The sequence below is a fragment of the Ornithinimicrobium tianjinense genome, assembly GCF_014636495.1.
Taxonomy (GTDB): domain Bacteria; phylum Actinomycetota; class Actinomycetes; order Actinomycetales; family Dermatophilaceae; genus Ornithinicoccus; species Ornithinicoccus tianjinensis.
The window spans coordinates 233,194-256,593 of sequence record NZ_BMEM01000001.1 but is presented as its reverse complement, the minus strand read 5'-3'; the positions used below and the strand labels follow the sequence as shown (position 1 = coordinate 256,593).

Genomic DNA, 23,400 nt, shown 5'->3' with positions numbered 1-23,400 from the left:
ACGGCCCCGGACACCGGGTCAGGCCGTGAGCCGCACGGTCCGTACGTGCGGGATCGAGGCGTAACGCTCGGGCGTGCAGGTCAGCAGGATGACCTGCACGCCCGCGGCGTCGCCGTCCGCGGCACCCAGGACCTGGCTCATCTGCCGGAGCCGCACCGGGTCGGAGTAGCCCAGCGCGTCGTCGATGACGACGGGCACGCCGTGCTCAGGGTCGACCAGCCGCGCCACCGCGAGCCTCGCCAGGATCCCCAGCTGCTCCTTGGCCCCACCCGACAGCTGCGCGTAGGGCACCGTGACACCGTCGACGGTGCGGGCAGCGAGGCTGAGGTCCTCCGCCACGGTGACCCGGAAGCTGGGGCCGTAGACCCGCTGGCCGAGCTGCTCGATCGCCTGCGTGTAAGGACGGACGTAGAGCCGGTGCGCGGCGTCCCGGTGCTGGGTCAGCGACTCCCGCAGGTGCCTCGCAGCACGCGCACGGCGGTCCACGGCGCGCAGCTCGCGCTCCGCATCGCCCAGGTCGGCGACGGCCAGGTCGTAGAGCTCCTGCCGGCCCTCACCCGCGACCATCTCGACCTGCCCCGCCAGGGTATGCAGCGCCGCACGGGCGTCGTCGCGCTCGGCGGCGGCCGACTGCACCTCGTCGCGGGCCCGGCTCAGAGCCGCTCGAACCGCGGCCACGTCCGCCGCCACGAGGGCGGCCTCGGCCTGGCTCACCTGCACCGCAGCTGCCCGGGCCCGCTCAGCCCAGGCCTGGGCGTCGGCGACGAGCTGGTCGTCCGGGCGCTCGGCGCGCACGGAGGCCAGGTGCTGACCGAGCGCCTCCCACCTGGCGGAGTCGGCGTCGATCCTCCCCTGTGCGTGGTCGAGCCGCCGGGTCAGTGCCGCCACCTCCTGCCGCGTGGTGGCCGCCACCGACCCTGCCGCCCGGTGCCGCTCACGCGCCGCCCGCAGCGCTGCCGTGGCACGGTCGACGGCCGCACGCGCCGCCGGCTCGTCGCTGGGCAGCGCCTCCCCCTGCTCTGCCTGGCCGGGCCGGTCGCCGAGCCCCTGCCGGTGCTCGCGCACCCGTCGGCGAGCCAGCTCGACCCGCTCGTCGATCGCGCCCGGGACGGCGCCCCGAGCGGCTTCAGCGGCGACCGCGGCACCGAACGGCCGGAGCAGGGCACCGAGCTCACCCTGCCGCTCGCGCACCGCGCTCTCCGCTGCCTCGGTGGCGTCGGCGAGCGCGTCCACCCCGTCGACGTCGGCCGCGCCCAGGTCGGAGAGGGCGGCGGCGAGCTGCTCCTGGAGTCCGTGGATCTCGCTCGCACGACCCAGGGCCTCCTCGTGCAGGAAGATCCGGAGGCGCGCCTGTCCGGGGATCTCCACGGTGGTGTCGTGGGAGACGCTGACCCGCCCGCGCTCACCGGCGCCCACGGCGGTGCCGCGCTCGCGCTGCCCCACGGTGACCTCGATCGAGGCGCCGAGCGACTCGACCTCGACGACCGGCGTGGCGGCTGAGTGCTGAGCGACGAGGGCGTCGTAGCGGTCCTGCAGACGGCGCAGGCCGCGCGCCGTCTCGCGGGTGACGGGCCGGGCCGGGAGCGCCTCGCGAGCCCGGTCCAGATCCCCGACGAGCGCCGTCGTGTGCGCGAAGAGCTCCTCGACCGAGGCCAGCTCGCGCACGTCCGCCAGGTGGTCGGCGTGCGCCCTTGCCTCGTCGAGCGCAACGGTGGACTCCTCGACGGCGGTCGCCGCCCTGGCGAGCTCCTCCTCGGCCGCGACCGACGCCGTGCCGCGGACCTCCGCGGCGCGCGCGTCCTGCTGCTGCGCGGCCCGGGCGCGCGCAAGCGACGCGGCCAGGTCCTGCTGCTCCTGGGCCAGTGCCCGACGCTGCTCGACCCCGCGCTCAGCAGCGCGGTGCAGCTCCTGAGCCTGCGCAGACCGTTCGACGGCCTCCCGATGGGCGCTGACGACCAGCTCCACCCTGGCGTCAGCGTCCTCGGCCTGCTCCAGCGCGGCCTGAGCGGCGGCCAGCCGGGGCTCGACCTCGGCGACCCGCCGTCGGGCGGCCTGGTGACGATCCAGGAGCTCCCGGGCCTCCTCCACGCGCCGGTGGGCCTCGACGACGTCCTGCTGTGCCTGGGTGTGACGGGTCATCGCCGCGCGGTAGTCGCCGGTGGGCCGACCGGTGGGCGTGAAGTAGAGGCGGTACTCCTTCTCGACGGCGTCGAGGATCGCGTCGGCACCGTCGGCGTGCTGGCTCGCGCCGGCCGCGGCGTCGAGCGCCTCCGTGAGGACCGTGCTGGCGACGAGCGGCGCGACCGTGCCGTCGCCGGCCTGCGTGTAGCGCAGCGCGTCGAACAGCGTGCGGTCGAGGTGCTGCTGCAGCAGGGCGTCGACCCGTTGCTGAGCCTGGTCGCCGGTGAGCTGCTCGGGACGGCCGGAGAGGACGTGCAGGGTCGTGGAGGGCTGCCGCAGCCAGCGCTTGGCGAAGCGCAGCCGGGTCGAGCCGACGGTGAACTCCGCCTCCACGAACGGGGCCTCGTCACGGTCGACGGGCTGGAGGGCCCGCACCTCCGCTGCCCGCGAGCTCGCCTTGTAGCGGAGCAGCGCGTCGAAGGCCTCGAGCATCGTGGTCTTGCCGACCTCGTTGGGACCCTCCAGGACCACGACCCCCTCGTCGGGCAGGTCGACGGTGCGCTCGCGCACGCCCTTGACGTCGCGCAGCGTGAGCCGGTGCAGCCTCATCGGGCACCTCCCCGCGCCAACCGGTAGAGCAACTGCAGGGCGTCGCGGGCGCTGCTGCCGTCGTCAGGACGTCCAGCCGCGAAGGCCGCCTCGTCCTCGGGGTCCGGCTGGTCGCCGGTGCCGGCCATCGACCGCATGTCCTCGACCGCGCTGGCGAGGAAGCCCCCGAGCCCCAGCTCGGCGATGTCGTCGTCGCCGGCCAGGACCAGGTCCGAGTGCTGGGGCGGGCGGTGCAGTGCACCGAGCACGTCCTCGTGGCGCGCCAGCAGCTCCTCCAGCCTGGCGTGCTGGGCCAGGCCGAGCGTGCCGCGCAGGCCCAGGTGCACCAGCACGCGGTCCTTGTCCGGCAGGGCCGCGAGCTCGGCGTCGAGGGCGTCGATGTCGGCGTCGCCGTCGACCCGGCGCTCGACGGTGACGAACGACCAGGCCGCCACGTGGTGAGGGGTGACCCTGACCGTCCCACGACCCCTCCCGGAGGCGGGTGGCTCGACCTCGACGACGAGCGCGTCCCCGGGGCTCACCTCGCGCCAGGCGGTCGGCTCGGGAGCCCCGGAGTACCAGATACCGTCCGCCACCTCCGTGCGCGAGTGCCGGTCACCGAGCCCCACGTAGTGCACGAGGCCGGAGTCGAGCGAGCTGCGCAGGACGTCCGTCGGGATGGCCGCCCGGTGGCGCCGCTCCTGGTCGAGAAGGTCGACGATCCCGTGGGCCGCCAGGACCCGGACCGTCCCCTCCGCCGGGTCGGACAGGTCGTCCAGCACGGGCCCGACGAGGTCCTCCTGCGGGTGCTTGCCCTGCCAGGGCACCGCCACGATCTCCACCCCGGGACGGACCTCGTGCACGCCGGGACGGTCGAGGACGTGCACGTGGTCGGGCAGCTCCTCGCTCATCAACGACGTCGACCACACCGACATGGGGCCCAGGTGGTCGTGATTGCCGGGCAGCAGGTAGACCGGCACCTCCACGGCGCGCAGCGCCTCGAGGGTCCGGCGCAGCGTCTGCGGCGTCAGCTGGTCGTGCTCGAAGACGTCTCCGCACACGAGCACGAAGTCGCACCCCTCGTCGCTCGCGAGCCGCCCGAGGCGTCGCACGACGTCGATGCGGGCGGCCGCGAACCGGGCCTGGGCCTCCGGCGACAGGAACCGGCGCGTCATCCCGATCTGCCAGTCGGCGGTGTGCACGAACCTCACCATCGCGGCCCCTCCTCTCGTCCGTCGGCGTGTCCTGACTGCTGCGACCACCGTAGGAGAGACCGCCGACAGACCCCGGGAGGACGCCTGCCGTGTCGGTCACAGGCCCGCGCGTCAGCGGGCGAGCACGGCGTAGGTCGTCGCTGCGGTCGCGAGCCCCAGCGCCAGGGTGAGGGCCAGGTATGCCGCGGCCCGTCCCACGTCGCGCCGCCCCAGCTCCCAGGTCTGCACCGCGAGCGTGCTCCACGTCGTGAGCGCCCCGCACAGCCCGGTGCCCAGGAGCAGGACCACGGCAGGCGGCACGCGATCGGCCGTCGCGACCAACGCTCCGAGCGCCCCCGCGCCCACCACGTTCGCCACGAGGACCCCGCGGAACGGCCCCGCCGGCGGCATCGACAGCAGGTGCCGGGCCACCGCGCCCAGCGCCCCGCCGACGGCGACCACGAGCGCGGCCCAGGCCCACGGCATACCCATCAACGACCTGCCCGCAGAGCCAGAGCACCGGCGACGCCGGCGGCCGCGACGCACAGGACGGGCGTCACCACGAGGTAGACGAGCGCGACCCGCGGCTGCGGACCGGAGAGCGCGGCGACCTGCACTGCATACGTGGAGAACGTGGTGAACCCGCCCAACAGCCCGGTCCCGACCCCGGGGCGCAGCCAGCGCGGGTGACGGTGCCGGTCGTCGTGGACCACCAGCACGGCGAGCGCCGCGCAGCCCACAACGTTGACGAGGAGCGTGACCCAGGGCAGACCCGTGGTGGGCAGCGCCACCTCGAGCGCCCACCTCAGCACGGCCCCGACGGCACCGCCCGCGGCCACCGCCAGGAGCGTGCGCGGGTGGCTGGGGTGCCAGTGGTGGTGGGCACCTGTGGACGAGGACACGGGCGGGAGCGTATCCCGCCCGTACACTGGACCCCATGACTTCCGACGTGTCTGACAGTCCTGGGCCGGGCAGTGCCCGGCTCACCGGAGGTGCAGGGGGCACCTCGTGCTGATCGCGACGGGCCTCGTCGTCATCCTCGTCCTGACGCTCCTGACCGGCTACTTCGTGGCCCAGGAGTTCGCGTACGTGAGCGTCGACCGCGGTCGGCTCCGCGCGCTCGCCGACGAGGGTGACCGGGCCGCCCAGAGGGCGCTGCGGATCACCTCGCGCCTGTCCTTCACCCTCTCGGGCGCCCAGCTCGGCATCACCGTGACCGCGCTGCTGGTCGGTTACCTCGGCGAGGAGCTGCTGGTCCGCGGTCTGACCGAGGAGTATGCCGACATCGGCTGGCTCGCGCGGGCCGCGATGATCTCGCTGTTCTCGATCGGCACCCTGGTGTTCTCGACGGTCCTGCAGATGGTGCTCGGCGAGCTCGGCCCGAAGAACCTCGCGATCGCCCGGCCGGTGCCGCTGGCGCGCGCTCTCTCGGCCAGCACGCTGGTCTACCTCACCGTCTTCGGTCCGGTCATCCGCCTCTTCGACGCCGCCTCCAACGCGTTGCTGCGCTCGGTGGGGATCGAGCCGGTCGAGGAGCTGCCGCAGGGCGCGACCACCGAGGACCTGACCCGGATCATCGCCGAGTCGCACAGCGGGGGCACCCTCGACGAGGACCTGTCGACCCTCCTCGAGCGCGGCCTGGCCTTCCGCGACCGCGTCGCCGAGGAGGTCATGACCCCGCGCACGTCGGTGGAGACCATCCAGGCCGACGAGACGGCGGCGACCGTGCTCGTCGCCCTCCAGACCGGACACTCCCGGTTCCCCGTCGTGGGGCGCGACATCGACGACGTCGTCGGCGTCATCGGGCTGCACGACCTTCTGCAGGTGGACCCCGCCGACCGGACGAGCACCCTGGTGCGCGACCTGGCGGACGACGCGCTGATCGTGCCGGAGTCGCTGCCGCTGCCGAAGGTGCTGGAGGCGCTGCGCTCGCGGCACACGCAGCTGGCGGTCGTCGTCGACGAGTACGGCGGCTTCGCCGGCATCGTCACCTTCGAGGACGTCGCCGAGGAGGTCGTCGGCGAGATCTGGGACGAGGACGACGACGACGAGTCGACCAGCCAGGTCCGCGGCGACGGCATCTGGGACCTGTCGGCCCGCCTGCGCATCGACGAGACGGCCCAGGTGACCGGTGTCGAGCTGCCCGAGCACGAGAACTACGACACGCTCTCCGGGCTGGTGCTGGACCGGCTCGGCCGGACCGCCGAGGAGGGCGACAGCGTGCTGGTCCGCTGGACCAGCCGCGACGGGGAGGGTGACGAGTACGTCCACCAGACGCGGATCGACGTCGTGACAGTCCAGCGCTACGTCCCCGACACGGTGGCGCTGCACCCCGTCGTGACCCGCACCGCCGACGAGTGGGCCCAGCTCACCGAGGACGAGCGCGTCCGCCTGTCCACGGACGAGACGATGGTGATCCCCTCGGACGCCGAGGACCGGACCACGGAGGTGAGCCGGTGAGCACGCCCACCGCCCTGCTCGTGAGCCTGCTGCTCCTGGTGGCCAACGGCTTCTTCGTCGGTGCCGAGTTCGCGGTGATCTCGGCCAAGCGCCACCGGCTCGAGGAGCGCGCCGAGGAGGGCAGCCGGGCCGCGCGCGCCGCGGTAGACGCGTCCAAGGAGCTCTCGCTGATGCTCGCGGGCGCCCAGCTCGGCATCACGCTGTGCACCCTGGCGCTGGGTGCCCTCGCCAAGCCGGCCGTCGCCACGCTGCTCGAGCCGCTCATCCATGCGCTCCGCGTCCCGGACGTCATGGTGCACGCGATCGCCGTGGTCATCGCCGTGTCGATCGTCGTCTTCCTGCACATGGTGGTGGGCGAGATGGCCCCGAAGTCGTGGGCCATCTCCCACCCCGAGAGCTCGGCGATGCTGCTGGCCCTGCCGTTCCGAGCCTTCGCCTGGATCGTCCGTCCCGTCCTGTGGCTCATGAACGCGCTGGCCAACCTGCTGCTGCGCCTCGTGCGCGTGGACCCCGTGGACGCCCTCGGGACCGCGCAGACCCCCGCCGAGCTGCAGCTCCTCCTGGCCCAGTCCCACGAACACGGGGTGCTGGAGGACGCCGACCACCAGATCCTCACGGGCGCGCTCCGCCTGGAGGAAGAGACGGTCGCCTCGGTGATGTTCCCGACCACGGCCGCGGTGACGATCCCCCGGACGGCCACGGCCGCCGACGTGGAGCGGATCAGCCGCGAGAGCGGACGGTCGCGGCTCTTCGTGGTCGAGCCGGTCGGTCGCGAGGGCCACCGCCGCATCCGCGGCATCGTCCACGTCCGTGACGCCATCCTGGCGAGCGCGGACGGCGAGGCGGGCCTGCGCCGTGGCGTCGGCGACTTCATCCAGCCCGTGGCCTCGCTGCCGGCCACGATCCCGCTGATCGACGCCGTCTCCAGCCTGCGCCAGCAGCGGGCGCAGCTGGCCCTCGTGCGGGACGACAACGGCCGGGTCGTCGGCATGACCTCGATGGAGGACATCCTCGAGCAGATCCTCGGCGAGTTCGACGACGAGTCGGACGAAGCCACCGTCGAGACCGAGGACTCCCCCGCCTGACCCGTCGGTCGCGCCCTGAGGGGCGCGCAGACGACTCCGCCCCGGTCGGTCCTGGTCCAGGACCGCCGGGGCGTGGTCGTCGTTGCTGGTGCGTCTGCTCTCGGTCAGCCCACGCGGCCGAAGCCGGAGACGCCGTCGAACATCGGGCGCAGCTGGCTCGGGATGCCGGGCTTGCCCGAGTCGTACATCATGCCGTTCCCGGCGTAGATGCCGATGTGGTAGGCCGGGTAGCCGTAGAACACCAGGTCACCGGGCTGCGGGTTGCTCACCGGGGTGGCGTAGGCCTGCTGCTGCGCGGCGGTGCGCGGCAGCTCGATCCCGAGCGCCTCCCGGAAGACCCACTGGGTGTAGCCGGAGCAGTCGAAGCCTGCGGGGGTGGTGCCGCCCCAGACGTAGTAGATGCCGGTGTAGGCGGCGGCGACGTCCAGGACGCTCCCGCCGACGGGCGCCGGAGCCGGGGCCGGAGCGGGGGCGGCGGGGGTCGCGGCCGGAGCGGGGGCGGCGGGGGTCGCGGCCGGGGCCGGGGCTGCGGTGCGCTCCTGCGAGGTGCGGCTCGCGGCGTCGGACTCACGGTCGGCCAGCGCGGTCTGGGCCTGCTGCTGGACGACCTCGGAGCCGGTGAAGCCCGCGGTGCCGAAGGCGACAGCGGCGTCAACCTCGGCGGGAGCCTTCGCGGCGACCGCAGGACGCTCGGCGGCGACGACCTTGTCGACGACATCGAGGAGGGCCTGCGAACCGCCTGCCAGGCCGGGAGCCTGGTCGCTGGGGGCGGGCGCTGCCGTGGCGGACGCGGCGGCGCCGGCGATGAGACCGGTCGACGTCGCAGCGACGGCAGCGGTGCGGGACAGGGTGGTACTGGCCGTGCTGATGCGTCCCGGCTTGCGGTGCCGGGCGACATGGCGATGGGTCACGTGGGATCCTCCAGTGCCTGCGGGGTCAGCTGTCGGGCTGGGTGGAGAAACCCCGATCCGGTGGGCGCCGGACCGTTAGCCCCGAGGAACCTCACGGCTCCGGGAGTGGGTCCCCCGCTCCTGTCTGCGGGTCGTTCGGGCAGGTCCCATGCGCGCAGACAGGACTCGGCGGCACGCGCTTGGGGTCTCCTCCAGGGGAGAGGAGCAGTCGCCACCGTACACACCTGAGGCCCCCCGCGTCATACCGGGGTCGGAGACCTGTGGACGACCAAAGGTGGAGACGGACCGCGACCCAGCCCGCCCACCTGCGACTTTGGGGAAGGGCCGCGCGCAGGCATATTCCCGGCTCCGCGTCTACGTGACAGATGTCACATTACCGCTGGGAAACATCCGCCCGAGACTCGATCGCCGACCCAGGAGACTGTCGGCACCAGCGTCGTCAGAGGCAGAAGATGTGCGCCGCCACGTCGGTCGGCAGCGAGACGGCCTCGCCGTCCAGCGACTCGACGATCGTGCGCTCGTCCTCGGCCCACACCACGACCCGGGCGCCCGGCCGGATCCCGGAGTCGAGCAGCAGGCCGAGCACCTCGGGGTCGACCTGGACGGGCTCACCGATCCGGGACACCGTCGCCTCGACGCGTCCGCCCGCAGCGGCGAGCTCGTGGCTGGGACGGCCCTGGGCGGCCGGGGCGGCCGTGTGGCCCAGCTCCTCGAGCCCGGGGACCGGGTTGCCGTAGGGAGAGGTCGTCGGGTCCGAGACCAGCACCAGGATCTTGGCCTCGACCTGCTCGCTCATGACGTGCTCCCAGCGGCACGCCTCGTCGTGGACGAGGGCAGGGTCGAGCCCGATGACGTCGGTCAGCAGCCGCTCGGCCAGCCGGTGCTTGCGCATGACACGCACGGCTGCCAGCCGCCCCCGCTCGGTGAGCAGCAGCTGACGGTCCTCGGCGAGCTCCAGCAGCCCGTCGCGCTCCATCCGGGCCACGGTCTGCGACACGGTGGGGCCGGACTGGGCGAGCCGCTCGGCGATCCGCGCACGCATCGGGACGACCCCGTCCTCCTCGAGCTCGAGGATGGTCTTGAGGTACATCTCGGTGGTGTCGATCAGCTCGCTCACACGCGTCATTCTAGGAGGCGGCACCGACACCGACCCGCCCGAGCGTCCAGGGGTCAGGGCGCGAGCCGCGAGCGTCTCCAGGCCGTGGGGTCGTCGAGCCCGCCCGGGCCCACGCGCTCCCACACGATCCGGTCGTGCAGCCGGCTGCGCCGCCCGGCCCACAGCTCGACGCGCTCCGGCACGATGCGGTAGCCGCCCCAGGTCTGCGGCACCGGCACGTCCTCAGGGCTGCCCGTGTCGGGGAAGCGCTCCGCGCTCTCCCGGTATGCCGCTTCCAGGCTCGCGCGGTCCGGCACCGGTCGCGACTGGGCCGAGGCGTGCGCGCCGACCCGCGAGCCCCACGGCCGGGTGACGAAGTAGTCGTGGACCTCGGCCTCGGAGAGCAGCTCGGCCCTGCCCCGCAGCCGCACGGCGCGGTGCAGGCCGGCCCACGTCAGGGTCGCCGCGACGGCCGGGTTCGCGGCCAGCTGCTCCCCCTTCGCGGACGCGGTGTTGGTGTAGAAGCACACGCCGCGCGCGTCGAGCCCACGCATGAGCACCGTGCGCACGTCGGGAGCTCCGGCAGCGTCGACGGTGGCCACCGCCATCGCGGTGGGCTCAGGCACGTCGCCGTGGTCGGCCTGCCGCTGGATCGCGGCCTCGACCCACGCGCGGAGGATCTCGAGCGGGGCCTCGGGGCACACCGACTCATCGAGCCCCTCAGCGTCGTACTCGGTGCGGACGTGCCTCAGCTGCACGGCATACCTCCCTCGACCGTCAGCGCCCAGGACGCCTGGGCAGGTGGACCGTCCGGCGCAGCTCCTCCGGCCGCGCGCGGCGCGCCGGGTCGGCGTTGAGCAGCAGGGCGTCGAACGGGATGTTGGTGTGCGGGTGCGTGCCCACAGGCTCGTTGCGGGAGAACACGACCCAGTAGGCCTGCCCGCCGTGGAACACCTGCTGGACGGTGCCCTCGACGACGGAGTCGGCGTGGGCGAGGGCCTGCTTGCGCGCGGTGCCCCGCTCGCGCCGCGCGGCGACGAGGCGCTGCGCAGGCTCCCGCTGCTTCAGCAGCTGCTCGGCCACCTGGGGGCCGTACTTCTGGGCGAGGGTGTAGACGATCGGGCCGTACTTCAGCGCCAGCTTGGCGAGGTTCGTGGCTGCCACGGGTTCTCCTGCTCGGGGGATGTGCTCGAGCACCACGCTAGGTGATGCAGAGGGTCAACGCCCGACGGCATACCCCTGCATTCCCCGCGGGTTCGCGGCGGCGGACAGCACGCCGGTCCCGGGGTCGCGCGCTACGGCGCAGAGCCGGCCCAGGGACCAGGGCCCCTCGACGACGACCTCGTGCCCGCGCTCGCGCAGGCTGTCGAGGATCTCCTCGCCGAGCCGCGACTCCGCGACCAGGACGCCCGGCTCGGTCGCGCGCGGGTGGAAGCTGCCGGGGAAGCTCGTCGTGTGGAAGGACGGGGCGTCGATGGCTTCCTGCAGCCCGGCGCCACCGACGAGGTGGCGGAGCAGGAAGACGCTCTGCCACTGGTCCTGCTGGTCGCCCCCGGGGCTCCCGCACGCCAGGACCGGTATGCCGTCACGCAGGACGAGCGTGGGCGTCAGGGTGGTCCGTGGCCGGCGGCCCGGGACGAGCGAGGCGGGCAGGCCCTGCTCCAGCCAGGCCATCTGCAGCCTGCTGCCCAGGGCGAAGCCCACCTCGGGCACGAACGGCGAGGACTGCAGCCACCCGCCGCTCGGGGTCGCCGAGACGAGCATCCCCCAGCGGTCGACGACGTCGACGTGGCAGGTGTCGCCGCGCGTCCGGCCGTCCCGCTGCACGGTCGGCTCACCGACGGTCGCGTCGCGGTCGGCGGCGCCGTGGACGCGCAGCGCCTGGGCCGCGAGCCGGGGCGTGCGTCCGCCCGGCGCGCCGGGCCGCACCTCCCGGCTGGCGGTCGGCCCGACGAGCGAGGCGCGTTGCGCGGCATACCCCGGGTCGAGGAGCTCGTCGAGGGGCACCTCGGCGCTGTCGCCGTACCACGCCTCGCGGTCGGCCATGGCCAGCTTCCAGGTCTCGACGAGCGTGTGGACGCCGTCGGCGGTGTCGAGGTCCGGGCCGTCCGGGGCGAGGACGTCGAGCGTCTGGTGCACCTGCAGCAGGGCCGGGCCCTGACCCCACGGTCCGGTCTTGGCGATCGTGTGGCCGCGCCAGTCGAGGGTGACGGCGTCCTCCCAGGTCGCCTCGAACTCGGCGAGGTCCTGGGCGGTCAGCACGCCGGGGAGCACCTGTCCGCCGCTGTGCCGGAAGTCCCGCCGCTGGAAGTCCTCCAGGGCCTGGGCCACGAAGCCGTGGGACCAGGCGCGGCGGAGCGCGTCGATGCCCTGCTCGCGGGTGCCGGACGCGGCGTCCTCCTCGCCGAGCAGCCGGTCCAGGGTGTCCGCCCAGGCGGTGTTGGTGACGAGCGAGCCGGGCGCCGGGGGCCGGCCGTCGACGAGCCACTGGTCGGCCGAGGTCGTCCAGTCCTGCGTGAAGAGCTCGGCCACCGCGGCGACCGTGGCGCTGGCCCGGGCCAGGAAGGGGTGGCCGTGGCGGGCGTAGTGGAGCGCCGGGCCGGCCACCTCACGGGCGGTCATCGTGCCCCGGTCGCGCAGCAGCACCATCCACGCGTCGAACGCACCCGGCACGGCGGTCGCGAGGGGACCGGAGCCCGGCACGCGGTCGAGCCCGACGGCGGCGAAGTGCTCGGGCGCGGCCCCGGCGGGCGCCGGCCCCTGGCCGCAGAGGACGCGCGGCGTCGGGTCGTCCGCCGAGGCGACGATGAGCGGCAGGTCGCCGCCGGGGCCGTTGAGGTGCGGCTCGACGACCTGCAGCACGAGCCCGGCGGCCACCGCCGCGTCGGCGGCGTTGCCGTCCAGCTCCAGCATCCGCATCGCGGCCTGCGAGGCCAGCCAGTGGGTGCTCGACACCATCCCGAACGTGCCGGTCAGCGTGGGCCTGGTGGTGAACGTCATCAGCGGAGCGCGCCGCCGATGGCCCCCAGCATCGGGACCAGGATGAGGGCCGCCAGGGCGAGGAGGACGACGATCCGTCGGGTATGGGCGTTCACAGCTCAGGTCACCTTCTCCGGGAGGGGCTCGAGCACGACGTCGCCCCGCTCGAGCACGAGCGGGCGGACCCAGCTGGCGCGCAGGCGCAGACGCAGGTTGTCGTGCTGCATCACGTAGATGATCGCAGCGACCGCCGTCAGACCGCACGCGATGGTCGCCACGAGGATGGTCCAGCGCGCCCCGAGCACCTCGCCGATCCAGCCGATGATCGGCGAGCCGAGCGGCGTCCCGCCGAAGAAGACCGCCATGTAGAGCGCCATCACCCGGCCCCGCACCTCCGCGTCGACCGACAGCTGCACCATGGCGTTGGCGCTCACCATCACGGTCAGCGCGGTCAGGCCGGTGGGCACGAGCAGGATGAGGTAGGCCGTGGAGCTCGGCGCCATCGCGAGGAAGAAGGTGAAGACCGCGAAGGCCGCGAGCGAGCCCAGCAGCAGGCGCCAGCGCGGCCGCTCCCGACGCGCGGCGAGCAGGGCCCCGGCGAGGGAGCCCACGGCCATCACCGAGCCGGTCACGCCATACTCCTCCACGCCCTTGCCGTAGATCTCGGTGGCCATGAGGGCGTTGGTGATCTGGAAGTTCATGCCGAAGGTGCCGTGCATGAAGGCCACGATCATGATGAGGATGATGTCCGGACGGCGGGCGACGTAGGCCACCCCGTCACGGACCCGCGCGCGCCCCAGACCGGTGCGGTCCGGGGGTGGCGCGAGGCGGCGGACGTCCATGAGCAGCAGCGCCAGGATCGTGCCCAGGAAGGTCGCCGCGTTGACCACGAGCGTGGGGCCGGTGCCGAGCCAGGCGATGAGCAGCCCCGCGGTGGCCGGCCCGATGAGCCGGCCGGAGTGGAAGGACGCGCTGTTGAGGCCGACCGCGTTGGTGAGCTTGTCCTGCGGCACCATCTCGGAGACGAAGGCCTGCCGGGCCGGGGCGTCGATGGCGGCGGCGCAGCCGGAGAGGAAGGCCAGGACGTACATGTGCCACAGCTCCATCGAGCCGTGCATCACCCACAGCCCCATCACCAGCGCGAAGAACGCCATGAGGGACTGGCTGGCGATCATCACCTTGCGCTTGGGGAAGGCGTCGCTCAGCGCACCGGCGACCGGTGTGAGGAGCACGATCGGCAGGAACTGCAGGCCGGTGACGACGCCGAGGGCGGTCGCCGAGCTGTCGGTGAGCTCGGTGAGGACCACCCAGTCCTGGGCGACGCGGCCCATCCAGGTGCCGGTGTTGGAGATGAGGGCGCCGGTCGCGTAGATCCGGTAGTTGCGCACGCCCAGGGCGCTGAACATCGCGCTCACCGGGCGATCACCGCCCCGAGGATGACGGTGGCGCGCTCGAGGACGTCACGCTCCTCCTGGGTGAGCCCCTCGAGGCGCTCGCCCATCCACGCGTCACGCCGGGCCCGCTCCTCGGCCACGAGCTCACGGCCTGCGTCGGTGAGCGACAGGCGGACGAGGCGGCCGTCGTGCTCGTCCGAGTGCCGCTCGACCAGCCCCAGCTCGCACAGCTGGGTGCAGGAGCGGCTCATGCTCGGAGCCGTGATCAGCTCGGCCGCGGCCAGCTCGCCGACCGTGCGAGGCCCGTCCGCGAGTCGCGCCAGGACCGAGAAGAGGTGCGGTGCGATGAGGTTGTCGCCGTCGAAACGCACCATCCGCGCCACCCTCATGCACGCGATCCGCAGGTCGTGGGCGAGGGCGGGGGCAGGGGTGAGATCGGGCGGCACAGTTCGTTAGTCTAACTCATTACTTGATCTAACGACCTGCTGGTCCTCGTGCACGACCCGCTCACGGGAGTGGCTTGGGCACGCTCTGGGTGGGTATGCCGTGCACGACCCACTCACGGGAGTGGCTTGGGCACGCTCTGAATGCGCATGCCGTGCACGACCCACTCACGGGAGTGGCTTGCGCACGCTCTGGGTGCGCATGCCGTGCACGACCCGCTCACCGGAGTGGCTTGCGCACGCTCCCAGCAGCGGTGGGCGCTAGCGTGGGCTGCGTGGACGAGCGCACGACCCCGACAGCGACCGGCATCGTTCCCCCGGAGGTGCCTCTGCGCACGGTCACGCTCGCCAAGGTGGGCCTGGTCGCCTGGGCCGTCGCCCTGCTGGTCATCCTCGTCGTGCCCACGCTGCGCACGGGCGAGCGGTCTTGGTGGGTGTGGGTCCCCGTCGCGGGACTTGTGCTCGGCGCCGCCGGCTACGTCTACCTACGCCGTGGCCGCGGCAACGCCGCTATGGCCTGAGTCGCCCCCGCGCCCGGCACACTGCGCCTCAGCGCTCGACGAACTCGATCTCGCGGGAGTCGTCGAGGACGGGCGGGTCGATCCGCTCCGGTGAACGCTTCTCCTCGTCGACCTCGCTGTGCGCACCGCAGCCGAAACCCAGGGCGACGACCGTGCCGTCGGCGGGCGACCACTCGTTGGCGCACACCCCGAAGACCGACCGGAGCGCCCCTGCCATCGGCACGAAGTAGCCGCAGGTGGAGCACGGCTTGGGGGCCTTCCGCGCCGTCTCGCTGTCGGGGCCGTGGTCGCCGGAGACCCAGCGGGTGGCGGCCGCGTCGCGACCCTCGGCGGACAGCACGCGCTCACGCCCGAGCCCGAGCTCCCAGAGGGCGACCTGGTCGACGTCCTCCTCGCCCGTGGCCTCCCACCCGGCCTCGAGCCGCGGGTCGTCCTCGAGGTAGGGCGTGCGGTCGCCGGCGCCGATGTCGCCCGGGGCGAGGCGCTCGGCATACGGGACCCATGCCGGGGAGAGGAGCGCCCCGGTGCCGGGCAGCAGGTGCACCTCGCTCACGGTCGCCTTGCGTGCCCGCGGGACGCGCGAGAGCGTCACCGCCCAGTGCCAGCCCGGGTAGGCGGCGGCCGTGCACGCGAACGAGTGCGTCGCGACGCGGTCGCCCTCCATCACCGCGCCCTGGTGCTCGCCGACCGTCCCCGGCTCGGCGATCTCCTCGGCGGCGGCCCGCGCCATCTCCACGGCGGAGGTGAGCACGGCGTCGGGCTTGACGGAGGCCACGGTCAGCTGCCTGCCTCGAACTGGTCGGCGACGGCACGCAGGGCCTTGGCCATGGCGGAACCGTGCGTGCGGTCCGGGTAGTGGCCCCTGCGCAGGCTGTTGGAGGCCTGGTCGAGCAGCGTGATGAGGTCCTCGACGACGACGACCATGTCCTCGGCCGGCTTGCGGTCGCGCAGCGTCAGACCGCGCGCGACCGAGGGGGCCGGCTCGAGCAGTCGCACGTGCAGCGCCTGGTCGCCGCGCTTGCCGGCGACGATGTCGAACTCGACCCGGGCACCGCGCTGGAGGGCGGAGACGCCCTGGGGCAGGGCGGAGCGAGGGACGTAGACATCCTGTCCCTCGTCGCTGGAGAGGAAGCCGAAGCCCTTCTCCTCGTCGTAGAACCTGACCTTGCCGCTAGGCACGGGGCACCTCACGAAGTAGTGGGGGTGGAAAATGGGTCACCCGAGGATATCGCCCCCGTGCCAGCCTGCCTAACGCGTTCGGTGAGGTATGCCGTGCCCGCGCTCGGCGAGCGCCTCCTCGAGGCGCTGGATCGCGACGGGTCCGACGCCGTGCAGGGCGCGCAGGTCCTCGAGGGACCACTGCCCGACCTGCTCGAGGGTCGTGACGCCCTGGGCGCGCAGCGCCCGGGTGGCCGGGGCGCCGATCGTGCGCGGCAGCGGGGTGCCCGTGGGCCGGGGCGCCCGCTCGCGCCGCGGGCCGCCGTGGTCGAGGACCGCCTCGCCGCGCGGGGAGAGCCGGTAGCCGATCGCCAGGGACTCGGTCAGCCCCTTCTCCTTGAGCTTGCGGACGTCGGCCTTCCACTCCAGGGTCTCCCGGCCCAGCTCCGCCGCCAGCTCGGGAGCCCGGACCTCGGGCGAGCGGTCGATGATCGCCAGCGTCGCCCGCGTCCACGGGCCGTGCTTCGACGCCGCGTCCAGCCGGTCGAGCCAGGCGAGGATCTCGCCGATCTCCGCCTCGTCCGGCACCTTCTCGCGGAGCGCCTCGCGAGGGTCGGCCCCGGCATACCTGAGCTGGACGCGGAAGACCGGCCGGTCGGCCTTCGCGCTGAGCCCCTCCTTGAGCGCCGAGAGGGAGGAGGCGCCCGCGCGCCGCGCGTCCTCGGCGCGCAGCGAGGAGAGCGTGACCTGCTGGACGTCGGTCACCTCGACGACCCCGACCGCCGTCCGCATCCTCGTGCCGACCTTGACCCGCGGCCGGTCCCAGCGCCGGAACGCCAGGTCGATCTCACCCTTCTTGATCGCCGCGAGCTCGGCCGGCCGGATCATCATGCGACCAGTCCACCACGCTCCTGCCGACGTCCCGCAAAGACCGTCACGCGGAAGTCAGGACCCCTCCCGACTCTCGCGTGACGGTCTCCGCGGGACGCCACGCCCCCCCTGCGGTGCGCCACCGTCCCCCACCCGCACATCCTCCTCAGGCGCGGGCGTCCTCGACGAGCGGCTCGTAGGAGGCCGACTCCTCACCGAAGCTGTAGGCCGACTCGGCGTGCTCCGACAGGTCCACGCCCCGCGCCTCGTCCTCGGCGCTGACCCGGAAGCCCAGCGTCCGGGCGATCGCCAGGCCGATCACCGCGGTCATCACGCCGGTGAAGACCAGCGTGAACACGGTCGCCGCGACCTGCGCGACCAGCTGCCCAGCTCCGCCGCCGTAGAAGAGGCCGCCACCCTCGCCGTCCACCGGCAGGGCGAGGAAGCCGATGGCGAGGGTGCCGATCACACCGGAGACCAGGTGCACGCCGACGACGTCGAGAGCGTCGTCATACCCGAACCGGTACTTCCAGCCGACCGCGAGCGCCGAACCGACCCCCGCGAGGGCGCCGATCACCACGGCCCCGAGCGGTGACACGGACGCGCAGGCGGGCGTGATCGCGACCAGCCCGGCCACCACGCCGGAGGCGGCGCCGATCGAGGTGGGCCGTCCGTCGCGGACCCGCTCGGTCAGCAGCCAGGCGAGCATCGCCGCGGCCGGGGCGACCATCGTGTTGACCCAGATCAGCCCGGCCTCCTCGGCGGTCCCCGCGGCGCCGCCGTTGAAGCCGAACCAGCCGAACCACAGCATCGCGGTGCCGATCATCACGAGCGGGACGTTGTGCGGCCGGTGGTAGCCCTTGGTCTGACCGAAGTCGGCGCGCGAGCCGATGATCATCACCAGCACGAGCGCGGCCAGGCCGGCGTTGATGTGCACCACGGTGCCGCCGGCGAAGTCGATCGCCTCGCCGAACGTCCGCCCGATCAGACCGTCCGCGGACAGCAGCCCGCCGCCCCAGACCATGAACGCCAGCGGGCAGTAGACCAGCGTGACCCACACCGGCACGAAGAGCGACCACGACCCGAACCGCGTCCGGTCCGCGACCGCGCCCGAGATCAGGGCGACGGTGATGATCGCGAACGTGGCGGCATACCCGATGCCGATCAGCTCGCCCGTCCCGACGTGGGCGGCCAGCCCGAGGTCCGCGACCGGGTTGCCGACGAGGCCGCCGAGGATGCCGGGGGCCGAGGTCATGCCGTAGCCCCACAGCACCCAGACGACGCCGACGACCCCGACGCTGACGAAGCTCATCATGATCATGTTGAGGGCGGCCTTGGCGCGGGCCATGCCGCCGTAGAAGAACGCCAGCCCGGGCGTCATCAGCAGCACGAGCGCCGCCGACACCATGACCCAGACATCGCCTGCGGTGAGTTCCATCTCTGTCTCCTTCACGGGGGTGGTGCGTGATCGCCCCAGTCAAGGTGAGAGATGTTTCGGTGGCCGCCCCCTGCGTGTAAACGTTGCGTTGCGCACGTTTCGAGCGCGTAAAACCTCTCAGAGAAGGGCGTGGGCGCGGGTGAGCCGGTCCCGCCACCAGGTCTCGCGCTCCGCGCTGCTCCGGTATGCCGCGAGGCTGGCGGGGTCGACCCCGTCCCGGGCCGCGTCGGCCCGGTCCGTCGTGAGCGTCCCCGCGTGCGGGAGCAGGGGGTCGGGCACGACGTCCGCGGCCAGCAGCGCGGCCGTGCCCAGGCCGCAGTCGTGGTCCAGCCGCGGGAGCGCCGCGGCGAGCCGGACGCCGGCGGCCAGGCCGACGGAGGTGTCCAGCGCCGAGGAGACCACGGCCGGCAGGCCGCAGGCGTCGACGATCTCCAGTGCCCGCGCGACCCCGCCGAGGGGGGCCGCCTTGACGACGACGAGGTCGGCGGCGTGCTCGCGGGCGACGCGCAGCGGGTCCTCGGCGCGGCGGATCGACTCGTCGGCGGCGACCGGCACGTCGACGCCTGTGCGGGCGAGCCGCACGCGCAGCTCCGCGAGCTCCTCGACGGTGGCGCAGGGCTGCTCGGCGTACTCGAGGTGCAGCGGGGCGAGACGGGCGAGCGCCGCGAGCGCGTCGTCGACCGACCAGGCGCCGTTGGCGTCGACGCGGATGCGGGCCTCCTGGCCGAGGACGCGGCGGACCTCGGTGACGCGCGCCACGTCGTCGTCGAGAGTCTGGCCCCTCTCGGCCACCTTGACCTTGGCCGTGCGGCGGGCCGGGTCCGCCGCGAGGTCGTAGCGGGCGAGCACGCCCTCGACCTGGTCGGCCGCGAGCGCCGGCACCGTGGCGTTGACCCCGACCTCGGTGCGCACCGGTGGCGGGACCTCGCCCCAGCCCAGCTCCACGGCGGCCTCGAGCCAGCGCGAGGCGTCGTGATCGTCATACTCCGGGAACGGCGCCCACTCCGCCCAGCCGCGCGGCCCGCGCAGCAGCACCGCCTCGCGCTCGGTCACCCCGCGGAAGCGCACCCGCATCGGCAGGGTCACGACGTGGGCGGCGGCGAGGAGGTCGGCGAGGTCGGGCAGCACCCGATCAGGGTAGGCGGGTCGGGTGGTGACGAGCCGGGCCGTCGTGAGCGGGCCGTCGCCGGGAATGCGCACCGGGAAGTGTCGGTTGCTGCCGCCGGAAGAATCAGGAGCCCGGTCAAGGGCACATTTTTCAGAGAGGGAGAACGATGAAGGCCGTGTTTTACGACGTGTACGGGGGCCCTGAGGTCCTGCAGTACGGCGACCAGTCTGAGCCGAAGGTGGGGCCGGACAGCGTGCTCGTCGAGGTGCGGGCGTCCTCGGTCAACCCGGTCGACTGGAAGATCACCGCCGGGTACCTGGACGCGGCCCTGCCGACCTACTTCCCGGTGATCCCGGGGTGGGACCTGGCTGGGGTCGTCGTCAAGCCTGGAGCGTCGGTGACCGAGTTCCAGGCCGGTGACGAGGTCATCGGCTACGCCCGGATGGACACGGTGGGGTTGGGTACGTTCGCCGAGCGGGTCGCGGCTCCGGTGCGGGGCCTTGCCAGGAAGCCGCGCAACGTGTCCTGGGCCGAGGCAGCCACCATTCCCCTGGCGGGACTGACGGCATACCAGACACTCGAGGCGGTGGGCGCGACCGAGGGTGACACCGTCCTGGTGCACAACGGAGCCGGCGGCGTGGGGACCTACGCCATCCAGATCGCCGCGGCGCGGGGGGCGCGCGTCCTGGCCACTGCGTCCGGGAAGAACCACGACTTCCTGCGCTCGCTGGGCGCCGAACCGCTGACGTACGGCGAGGGGCTCGGGGAGCGCATCGTCGAGGCGGCACCCGAGGGCCTTGACGCCGTCGTCGACCTTGTCGGAGGCGACGACTGGAGGGCCTCCCTACCGCACCTGAAGACACCCGAGCGCGTTGCGTCCGTGGCCGACAACACGGTGAAGGAGCACGGTGGTCGTTACGTGTTCGTCCGTCCCAACCCTGTCCACCTGCTTGCGCTCACCGAGCTCGTGGAGGCCGGGCGGGTGAAGCCGATCCTCGCCGACACCTTCCCGCTGGAGCGCGCGAGCGACGCCTTCCGCAGGAGCATGGAGGGACACGTGCGCGGCAAGCTCGCCATCACCGTGGGCGACCAGATCTAGGCAGGTAGGCCGTCGGACGTGGTCGGCCGGGCTCCCTGACGAGGTGGTACGCAGGCAAGGGTCCCGGCCGGAACCCGGCTCGCCGGCGCACGGACCGGCCGTTGGTCAGGTGCCGGAGGCCATGTAGGCGGCGAGGATGTAGTTGGGGTGACGGTCAAGGTTCTTGCGTGCTCGGTCGTAGCGCATGGTGGTGCGGGGGTCGGCGTGACGAGCGGCAATCTGGACGTCGCGCAGGTCCACGCCGGCGTCGAGCATCGTGGTGACGAACGTGTGCCGGAGCATGTGTGGATGCATCCGCGGCATGGTGATCCCGGCGTCGTCGGCCAGGTGATGCAGCCGCCGGGTCGCGGCGTGCCGGTCCATCCGGCCTCCCTGCCGGTTGCGCAGGATCGGCCCTTCCTCACGGTTGTCGACGGCGCGTTCGATCGCGCGCTGCACCGCAGGCGGCAGGGGCGTCAGGACGACCTTGCCTCCCTTGCCGCGGACCTTCAGCACCCGGTGGCCGTGCTCTTCGCGAAGGTCCTGGACGTTCGCGCCGCACGCCTCGAAGATCCGCAGTCCAAGCAGGCCGAGCATGGTGACGAGGGCGAAGTCGTTGACGTTGACGCTGGCCCGGCCGGCCTGCAGCATCGCCTCGAACTGCAGGTGGGACAGGCCCAAGGTAGGTGATTCGGGTGGCACGTGCGGGCGGCGGATGTGGTCGGCCGGGGAGGCGGTCAGGACGCCGTCGATGACGGCCGTGCGGTAGAAACCGATCACCACCGACAGCCGCCGCGAGATCGTGGACGGCTTGTACCGGCGGGTCTCCTGCATCCACCGCACGTACAGCTCGACGTGCACCCGATGGGCGGCCAGCGGGTCCAGGCCCCGTTGGGCGCACCAGTTCAGGAAGGCACGTAGGTCGGACTCGGTGTGGGTGCGCGTCTGGCCGGTGTAGCGGGCCAGGTGGGCGGCAACGGCCTGGCGCAGCGCGGCATCTGCGGGGTCGATGACGCTCACGGGGACGAGGGCGGAGGAGGGCTGGGTTGTGGTCATGAACCATCGTGCCGCCACCGCATCTCCGGCCGTCAAGGAGGGCTTGACGCCCCGCCTGCCGTCAAGAGACACTTGACGGGTGGAGGTCACGCCGTCGGCTCGCAAACCGAGGTCGAGGACGCGGACATCCAGCACGCCTGGAGGAACGCCATGCGCCTGGTCGAGTACGAGTACCTGGGTGAGGACCGCCTCCTGGTGATCGGCCCTGACCGTCACGGCCGGCTGCTGGAGCTGGTCGCTGTGCCCGCTCATGCACCGGTCCGCATCATCCACGCCGACCGACTACGACCCAAGTTTTACGACTACCTGAGATGAGGTGAAGCAGCACATGAGCACAAGGACCCGCCCCGAGGAGACCGGTCTGGACGAGCTGGACCCGGGCATGAACCCCGCCCGCGACGCCGTCCACTTCCGCCGCATCCAGACCGCCCGCGCCAACCTGAGCGCCGCCGAGGACGACCTGCGCGAAGCCGTCCAGGCCGCCCGCGACGCAGGTGACTCCTGGACCATCATTGGCGCCGCTCTGAACATCACCCGACAGGCAGCCCAGCAACGATTCGGGGGAAATTAACCTACTCGGGCAGCGGCATGTGAATGTGGAGCGGCGCACCACCGGGGTCTACTGCGGGCCCTTCTCTTACCCCCTGAGGGAAGGCCCGAGTGGTTTACCGACTGCTCGGCCGCTGGTCCAACGACGTACCCCAAGCGGCAGGCTCCACGCGGCAGAGTCGGACGAGCGTAGCCGTCCTCCACGCGGCAAGAGCTGACGGCGCGAGGCTGGCCGCTCGGAGTGGTTCAGGGAAACGTTGCGGTTGGCCTCAGGTTGTGTTCGGCGGCCGGAGGGAGGGGCCGCCGGGCGCTTCCCACGAGCCGTCCGTTGGGATGACGCGCCTGCGCTCGAACCCGCGATACCACGTGCCCTGATGGGTAAGTTGCCCCTGATCCCCCTCCGCGAACTGGCCGTACTCGCGTGGTGGGATCTTGACCTCGATGCGTTCACCATTCCCAACCTCGAACGTGGCGAAGTAAGCGGTCTGCACCGCGCTGTCGCCCGCTCCACCCTCGGTGTGGGTCCGCTTTCCGACCACCCGTGCGGCGACGGTCTGCTCGGGCAACGCGGAATTGTTGGCGAAGGTCTGCCCGGCTTGGACCAGCTTCACGACGACCACGATTACGAAGATGATGAAGAAGATGCCCATGAGCACCGGCATTGCGGAGAACAACCCCTCGCCCGGTCCAGCAATAGGGTCGAGAGACACCCCCGGATCGAACTGCACGTCAGCATCCATGGCCGGGCCCGATCCGTTGGCGCCTGCCCACAGCGGCCGCCACATGGTCGTATGCATCAGGCCCACCTCCTCGATGAGTGCCAAGGTTCAACTCGGCCCAGGTCGGACGCTACCGTCCGGCGACGGGTTCCCACGGCCAGCACCCCCCGATCGGGTCAAGAACCTTTCTTGGGTCCCCGGCAAGCGCTGTCCGTGCCGGGCCAAGCACGTGTTCGGCCAGGCGGACGCCCCGAAGACCTAACGCCCTCCAAGCGGCAAAGTCGGATGGGTACGGAATGTTCAGTCGCGTTCGTCTCGGACGTCTGCGAGGTCGGAGACCTCCCACCGCAGGATGGCGATGGCTTGGTCCGCCTCAGCGTGCCACAGGTGACGGTTCTCGGGTGCATCCCACTGCCCGTCAAGGTTGCGGTGGGCCTCCCAGTACGCGTAACAGGAGTGCAACCGCTCCGTGAGTTCGGGTGACAATCCGTAATCGGCGGGTTCCATGGCGTACTTGTCGGTGCCGTCCTCCCAAAGCGGCCAGACGTGTCCGTGGTCGAACATGAACCGGACCACTCGAGCCATGCCACATCTTTGCGCACGGCGGCATGAGCGTTAGATACCAGAGTGATA

At 72.7% G+C, this 23,400-nt stretch carries 24 protein-coding genes; 5 read left to right on the top strand and 19 right to left on the bottom strand.

What is annotated here, in order from left to right; translation table 11 throughout:
- Window positions 1–18 precede the first annotated feature (18 nt).
- The 4 genes from IEV65_RS01225 to IEV65_RS01210 form a co-directional block, all read right to left on the bottom strand.
- Window positions 19–2,730, bottom strand: coding sequence for an ATP-binding protein (locus tag IEV65_RS01225; RefSeq protein WP_188427793.1), 2,712 nt, complete (start codon window positions 2,728–2,730; stop codon window positions 19–21).
- Window positions 2,727–3,911 carry a metallophosphoesterase family protein gene (locus IEV65_RS01220; RefSeq protein WP_229734770.1) on the bottom strand — a complete coding sequence of 395 codons (1,185 nt, stop codon included), beginning with the start codon at window positions 3,909–3,911 and terminating at the stop codon, window positions 2,727–2,729. The genes IEV65_RS01225 and IEV65_RS01220 overlap by 4 nt, the downstream gene beginning before the upstream one ends.
- Window positions 3,912–4,034: 123 nt before the next feature.
- Entirely contained in the window at window positions 4,035–4,394 is a 360-nt protein-coding gene (locus IEV65_RS01215; protein ID WP_229734769.1) for a fluoride efflux transporter FluC, read from the bottom strand.
- The gene (locus IEV65_RS01210; protein ID WP_229734768.1) at window positions 4,394–4,804 is read right to left on the bottom strand and encodes a fluoride efflux transporter FluC; all 411 of its coding nucleotides are present in this window, start codon (window positions 4,802–4,804) and stop codon (window positions 4,394–4,396) included. Before IEV65_RS01210 ends, IEV65_RS01215 begins: the two co-directional genes overlap by 1 nt.
- A gap of 106 nt (window positions 4,805–4,910) precedes the next feature.
- Between IEV65_RS01210 and IEV65_RS01205 the strand changes: the two genes are divergently transcribed.
- Both IEV65_RS01205 and IEV65_RS01200 read left to right on the top strand, forming a co-directional pair.
- Entirely contained in the window at window positions 4,911–6,362 is a 1,452-nt protein-coding gene (locus tag IEV65_RS01205) for a hemolysin family protein (RefSeq protein ID WP_188427792.1), read from the top strand.
- Window positions 6,359–7,447, top strand: coding sequence for a hemolysin family protein (locus IEV65_RS01200; RefSeq protein WP_188427791.1), 1,089 nt, complete (start codon window positions 6,359–6,361; stop codon window positions 7,445–7,447). Before IEV65_RS01205 ends, IEV65_RS01200 begins: the two co-directional genes overlap by 4 nt.
- A gap of 104 nt (window positions 7,448–7,551) precedes the next feature.
- Here the strand turns inward: IEV65_RS01200 and IEV65_RS01195 are convergent, their stop codons facing one another.
- The 7 genes from IEV65_RS01195 to IEV65_RS01165 form a co-directional block, all read right to left on the bottom strand.
- Window positions 7,552–8,358, bottom strand: coding sequence for a C40 family peptidase (locus IEV65_RS01195; protein WP_188427790.1), 807 nt, complete (start codon window positions 8,356–8,358; stop codon window positions 7,552–7,554).
- Window positions 8,359–8,797: 439 nt separating this feature from the next.
- Entirely contained in the window at window positions 8,798–9,475 is a 678-nt protein-coding gene (locus IEV65_RS01190) for an iron-dependent transcriptional repressor DtxR (RefSeq protein ID WP_188427789.1), read from the bottom strand.
- 53 nt (window positions 9,476–9,528) lie between these two features.
- Window positions 9,529–10,212: a pyridoxamine 5'-phosphate oxidase gene (pdxH, locus tag IEV65_RS01185; protein WP_308642543.1), complete on the bottom strand. Its 684-nt coding sequence runs from the start codon at window positions 10,210–10,212 to the stop codon at window positions 9,529–9,531.
- 19 nt (window positions 10,213–10,231) lie between these two features.
- Window positions 10,232–10,618: a hypothetical protein gene (locus IEV65_RS01180; RefSeq protein ID WP_188427788.1), complete on the bottom strand. Its 387-nt coding sequence runs from the start codon at window positions 10,616–10,618 to the stop codon at window positions 10,232–10,234.
- Window positions 10,619–10,672: 54 nt separating this feature from the next.
- On the bottom strand, window positions 10,673–12,454 hold the full coding sequence (locus tag IEV65_RS01175; RefSeq protein ID WP_188427787.1) for a gamma-glutamyltransferase family protein: 1,782 nt from the start codon (window positions 12,452–12,454) through the stop codon (window positions 10,673–10,675).
- A 98-nt stretch (window positions 12,455–12,552) separates the two neighbouring features.
- Window positions 12,553–13,839: an MFS transporter gene (locus IEV65_RS01170; protein WP_188429343.1), complete on the bottom strand. Its 1,287-nt coding sequence runs from the start codon at window positions 13,837–13,839 to the stop codon at window positions 12,553–12,555.
- Window positions 13,840–13,844: 5 nt separating this feature from the next.
- Window positions 13,845–14,273, bottom strand: a complete 429-nt coding sequence (locus tag IEV65_RS01165; protein WP_229734767.1) for a MarR family winged helix-turn-helix transcriptional regulator — start codon at window positions 14,271–14,273, stop codon at window positions 13,845–13,847.
- A 272-nt stretch (window positions 14,274–14,545) separates the two neighbouring features.
- On the opposite strand from IEV65_RS01165, the gene IEV65_RS01160 reads away from it, so the two are divergent.
- Complete coding sequence (locus tag IEV65_RS01160; RefSeq protein WP_188427786.1) at window positions 14,546–14,791, top strand: DUF2530 domain-containing protein; 246 nt, start codon at window positions 14,546–14,548, stop codon at window positions 14,789–14,791.
- 28 nt (window positions 14,792–14,819) lie between these two features.
- Here the strand turns inward: IEV65_RS01160 and IEV65_RS01155 are convergent, their stop codons facing one another.
- From IEV65_RS01155 to IEV65_RS01135, 5 genes are all read right to left on the bottom strand, one after another.
- Window positions 14,820–15,566 (bottom strand): DUF3027 domain-containing protein, encoded by a 747-nt coding sequence (locus IEV65_RS01155; RefSeq protein ID WP_229734766.1) that lies wholly within the window; start codon window positions 15,564–15,566, stop codon window positions 14,820–14,822.
- A 2-nt stretch (window positions 15,567–15,568) separates the two neighbouring features.
- Window positions 15,569–15,970, bottom strand: coding sequence for a cold-shock protein (locus IEV65_RS01150; protein WP_188427785.1), 402 nt, complete (start codon window positions 15,968–15,970; stop codon window positions 15,569–15,571).
- 69 nt (window positions 15,971–16,039) lie between these two features.
- Window positions 16,040–16,840: a hypothetical protein gene (locus tag IEV65_RS01145; protein ID WP_188427784.1), complete on the bottom strand. Its 801-nt coding sequence runs from the start codon at window positions 16,838–16,840 to the stop codon at window positions 16,040–16,042.
- 145 nt (window positions 16,841–16,985) lie between these two features.
- The gene (locus IEV65_RS01140) at window positions 16,986–18,257 is read right to left on the bottom strand and encodes an ammonium transporter (RefSeq protein WP_188427783.1); all 1,272 of its coding nucleotides are present in this window, start codon (window positions 18,255–18,257) and stop codon (window positions 16,986–16,988) included.
- 117 nt (window positions 18,258–18,374) lie between these two features.
- On the bottom strand, window positions 18,375–19,385 hold the full coding sequence (locus IEV65_RS01135) for an o-succinylbenzoate synthase (RefSeq protein ID WP_188429338.1): 1,011 nt from the start codon (window positions 19,383–19,385) through the stop codon (window positions 18,375–18,377).
- A gap of 146 nt (window positions 19,386–19,531) precedes the next feature.
- Here IEV65_RS01135 and IEV65_RS01130 point away from each other — a divergent pair, with 146 nt between their 5' ends.
- Window positions 19,532–20,464 carry an NADP-dependent oxidoreductase gene (locus tag IEV65_RS01130; protein WP_188427782.1) on the top strand — a complete coding sequence of 311 codons (933 nt, stop codon included), beginning with the start codon at window positions 19,532–19,534 and terminating at the stop codon, window positions 20,462–20,464.
- A gap of 105 nt (window positions 20,465–20,569) precedes the next feature.
- Here IEV65_RS01130 and IEV65_RS01125 read toward each other — a convergent pair whose 3' ends face one another.
- Complete coding sequence (locus IEV65_RS01125) at window positions 20,570–21,715, bottom strand: tyrosine-type recombinase/integrase (protein WP_229734765.1); 1,146 nt, start codon at window positions 21,713–21,715, stop codon at window positions 20,570–20,572.
- A 112-nt stretch (window positions 21,716–21,827) separates the two neighbouring features.
- Here IEV65_RS01125 and IEV65_RS01120 point away from each other — a divergent pair, with 112 nt between their 5' ends.
- Window positions 21,828–22,070, top strand: a complete 243-nt coding sequence (locus IEV65_RS01120) for a hypothetical protein (RefSeq protein ID WP_188427781.1) — start codon at window positions 21,828–21,830, stop codon at window positions 22,068–22,070.
- A 247-nt stretch (window positions 22,071–22,317) separates the two neighbouring features.
- Here the strand turns inward: IEV65_RS01120 and IEV65_RS01115 are convergent, their stop codons facing one another.
- Both IEV65_RS01115 and IEV65_RS01110 read right to left on the bottom strand, forming a co-directional pair.
- Window positions 22,318–22,872 (bottom strand): DUF2500 domain-containing protein, encoded by a 555-nt coding sequence (locus IEV65_RS01115; RefSeq protein ID WP_188427780.1) that lies wholly within the window; start codon window positions 22,870–22,872, stop codon window positions 22,318–22,320.
- Window positions 22,873–23,067: 195 nt separating this feature from the next.
- Window positions 23,068–23,352, bottom strand: a complete 285-nt coding sequence (locus tag IEV65_RS01110) for a hypothetical protein (protein WP_188427779.1) — start codon at window positions 23,350–23,352, stop codon at window positions 23,068–23,070.
- Between the last annotated feature and the right edge of the window lie 48 nt (window positions 23,353–23,400).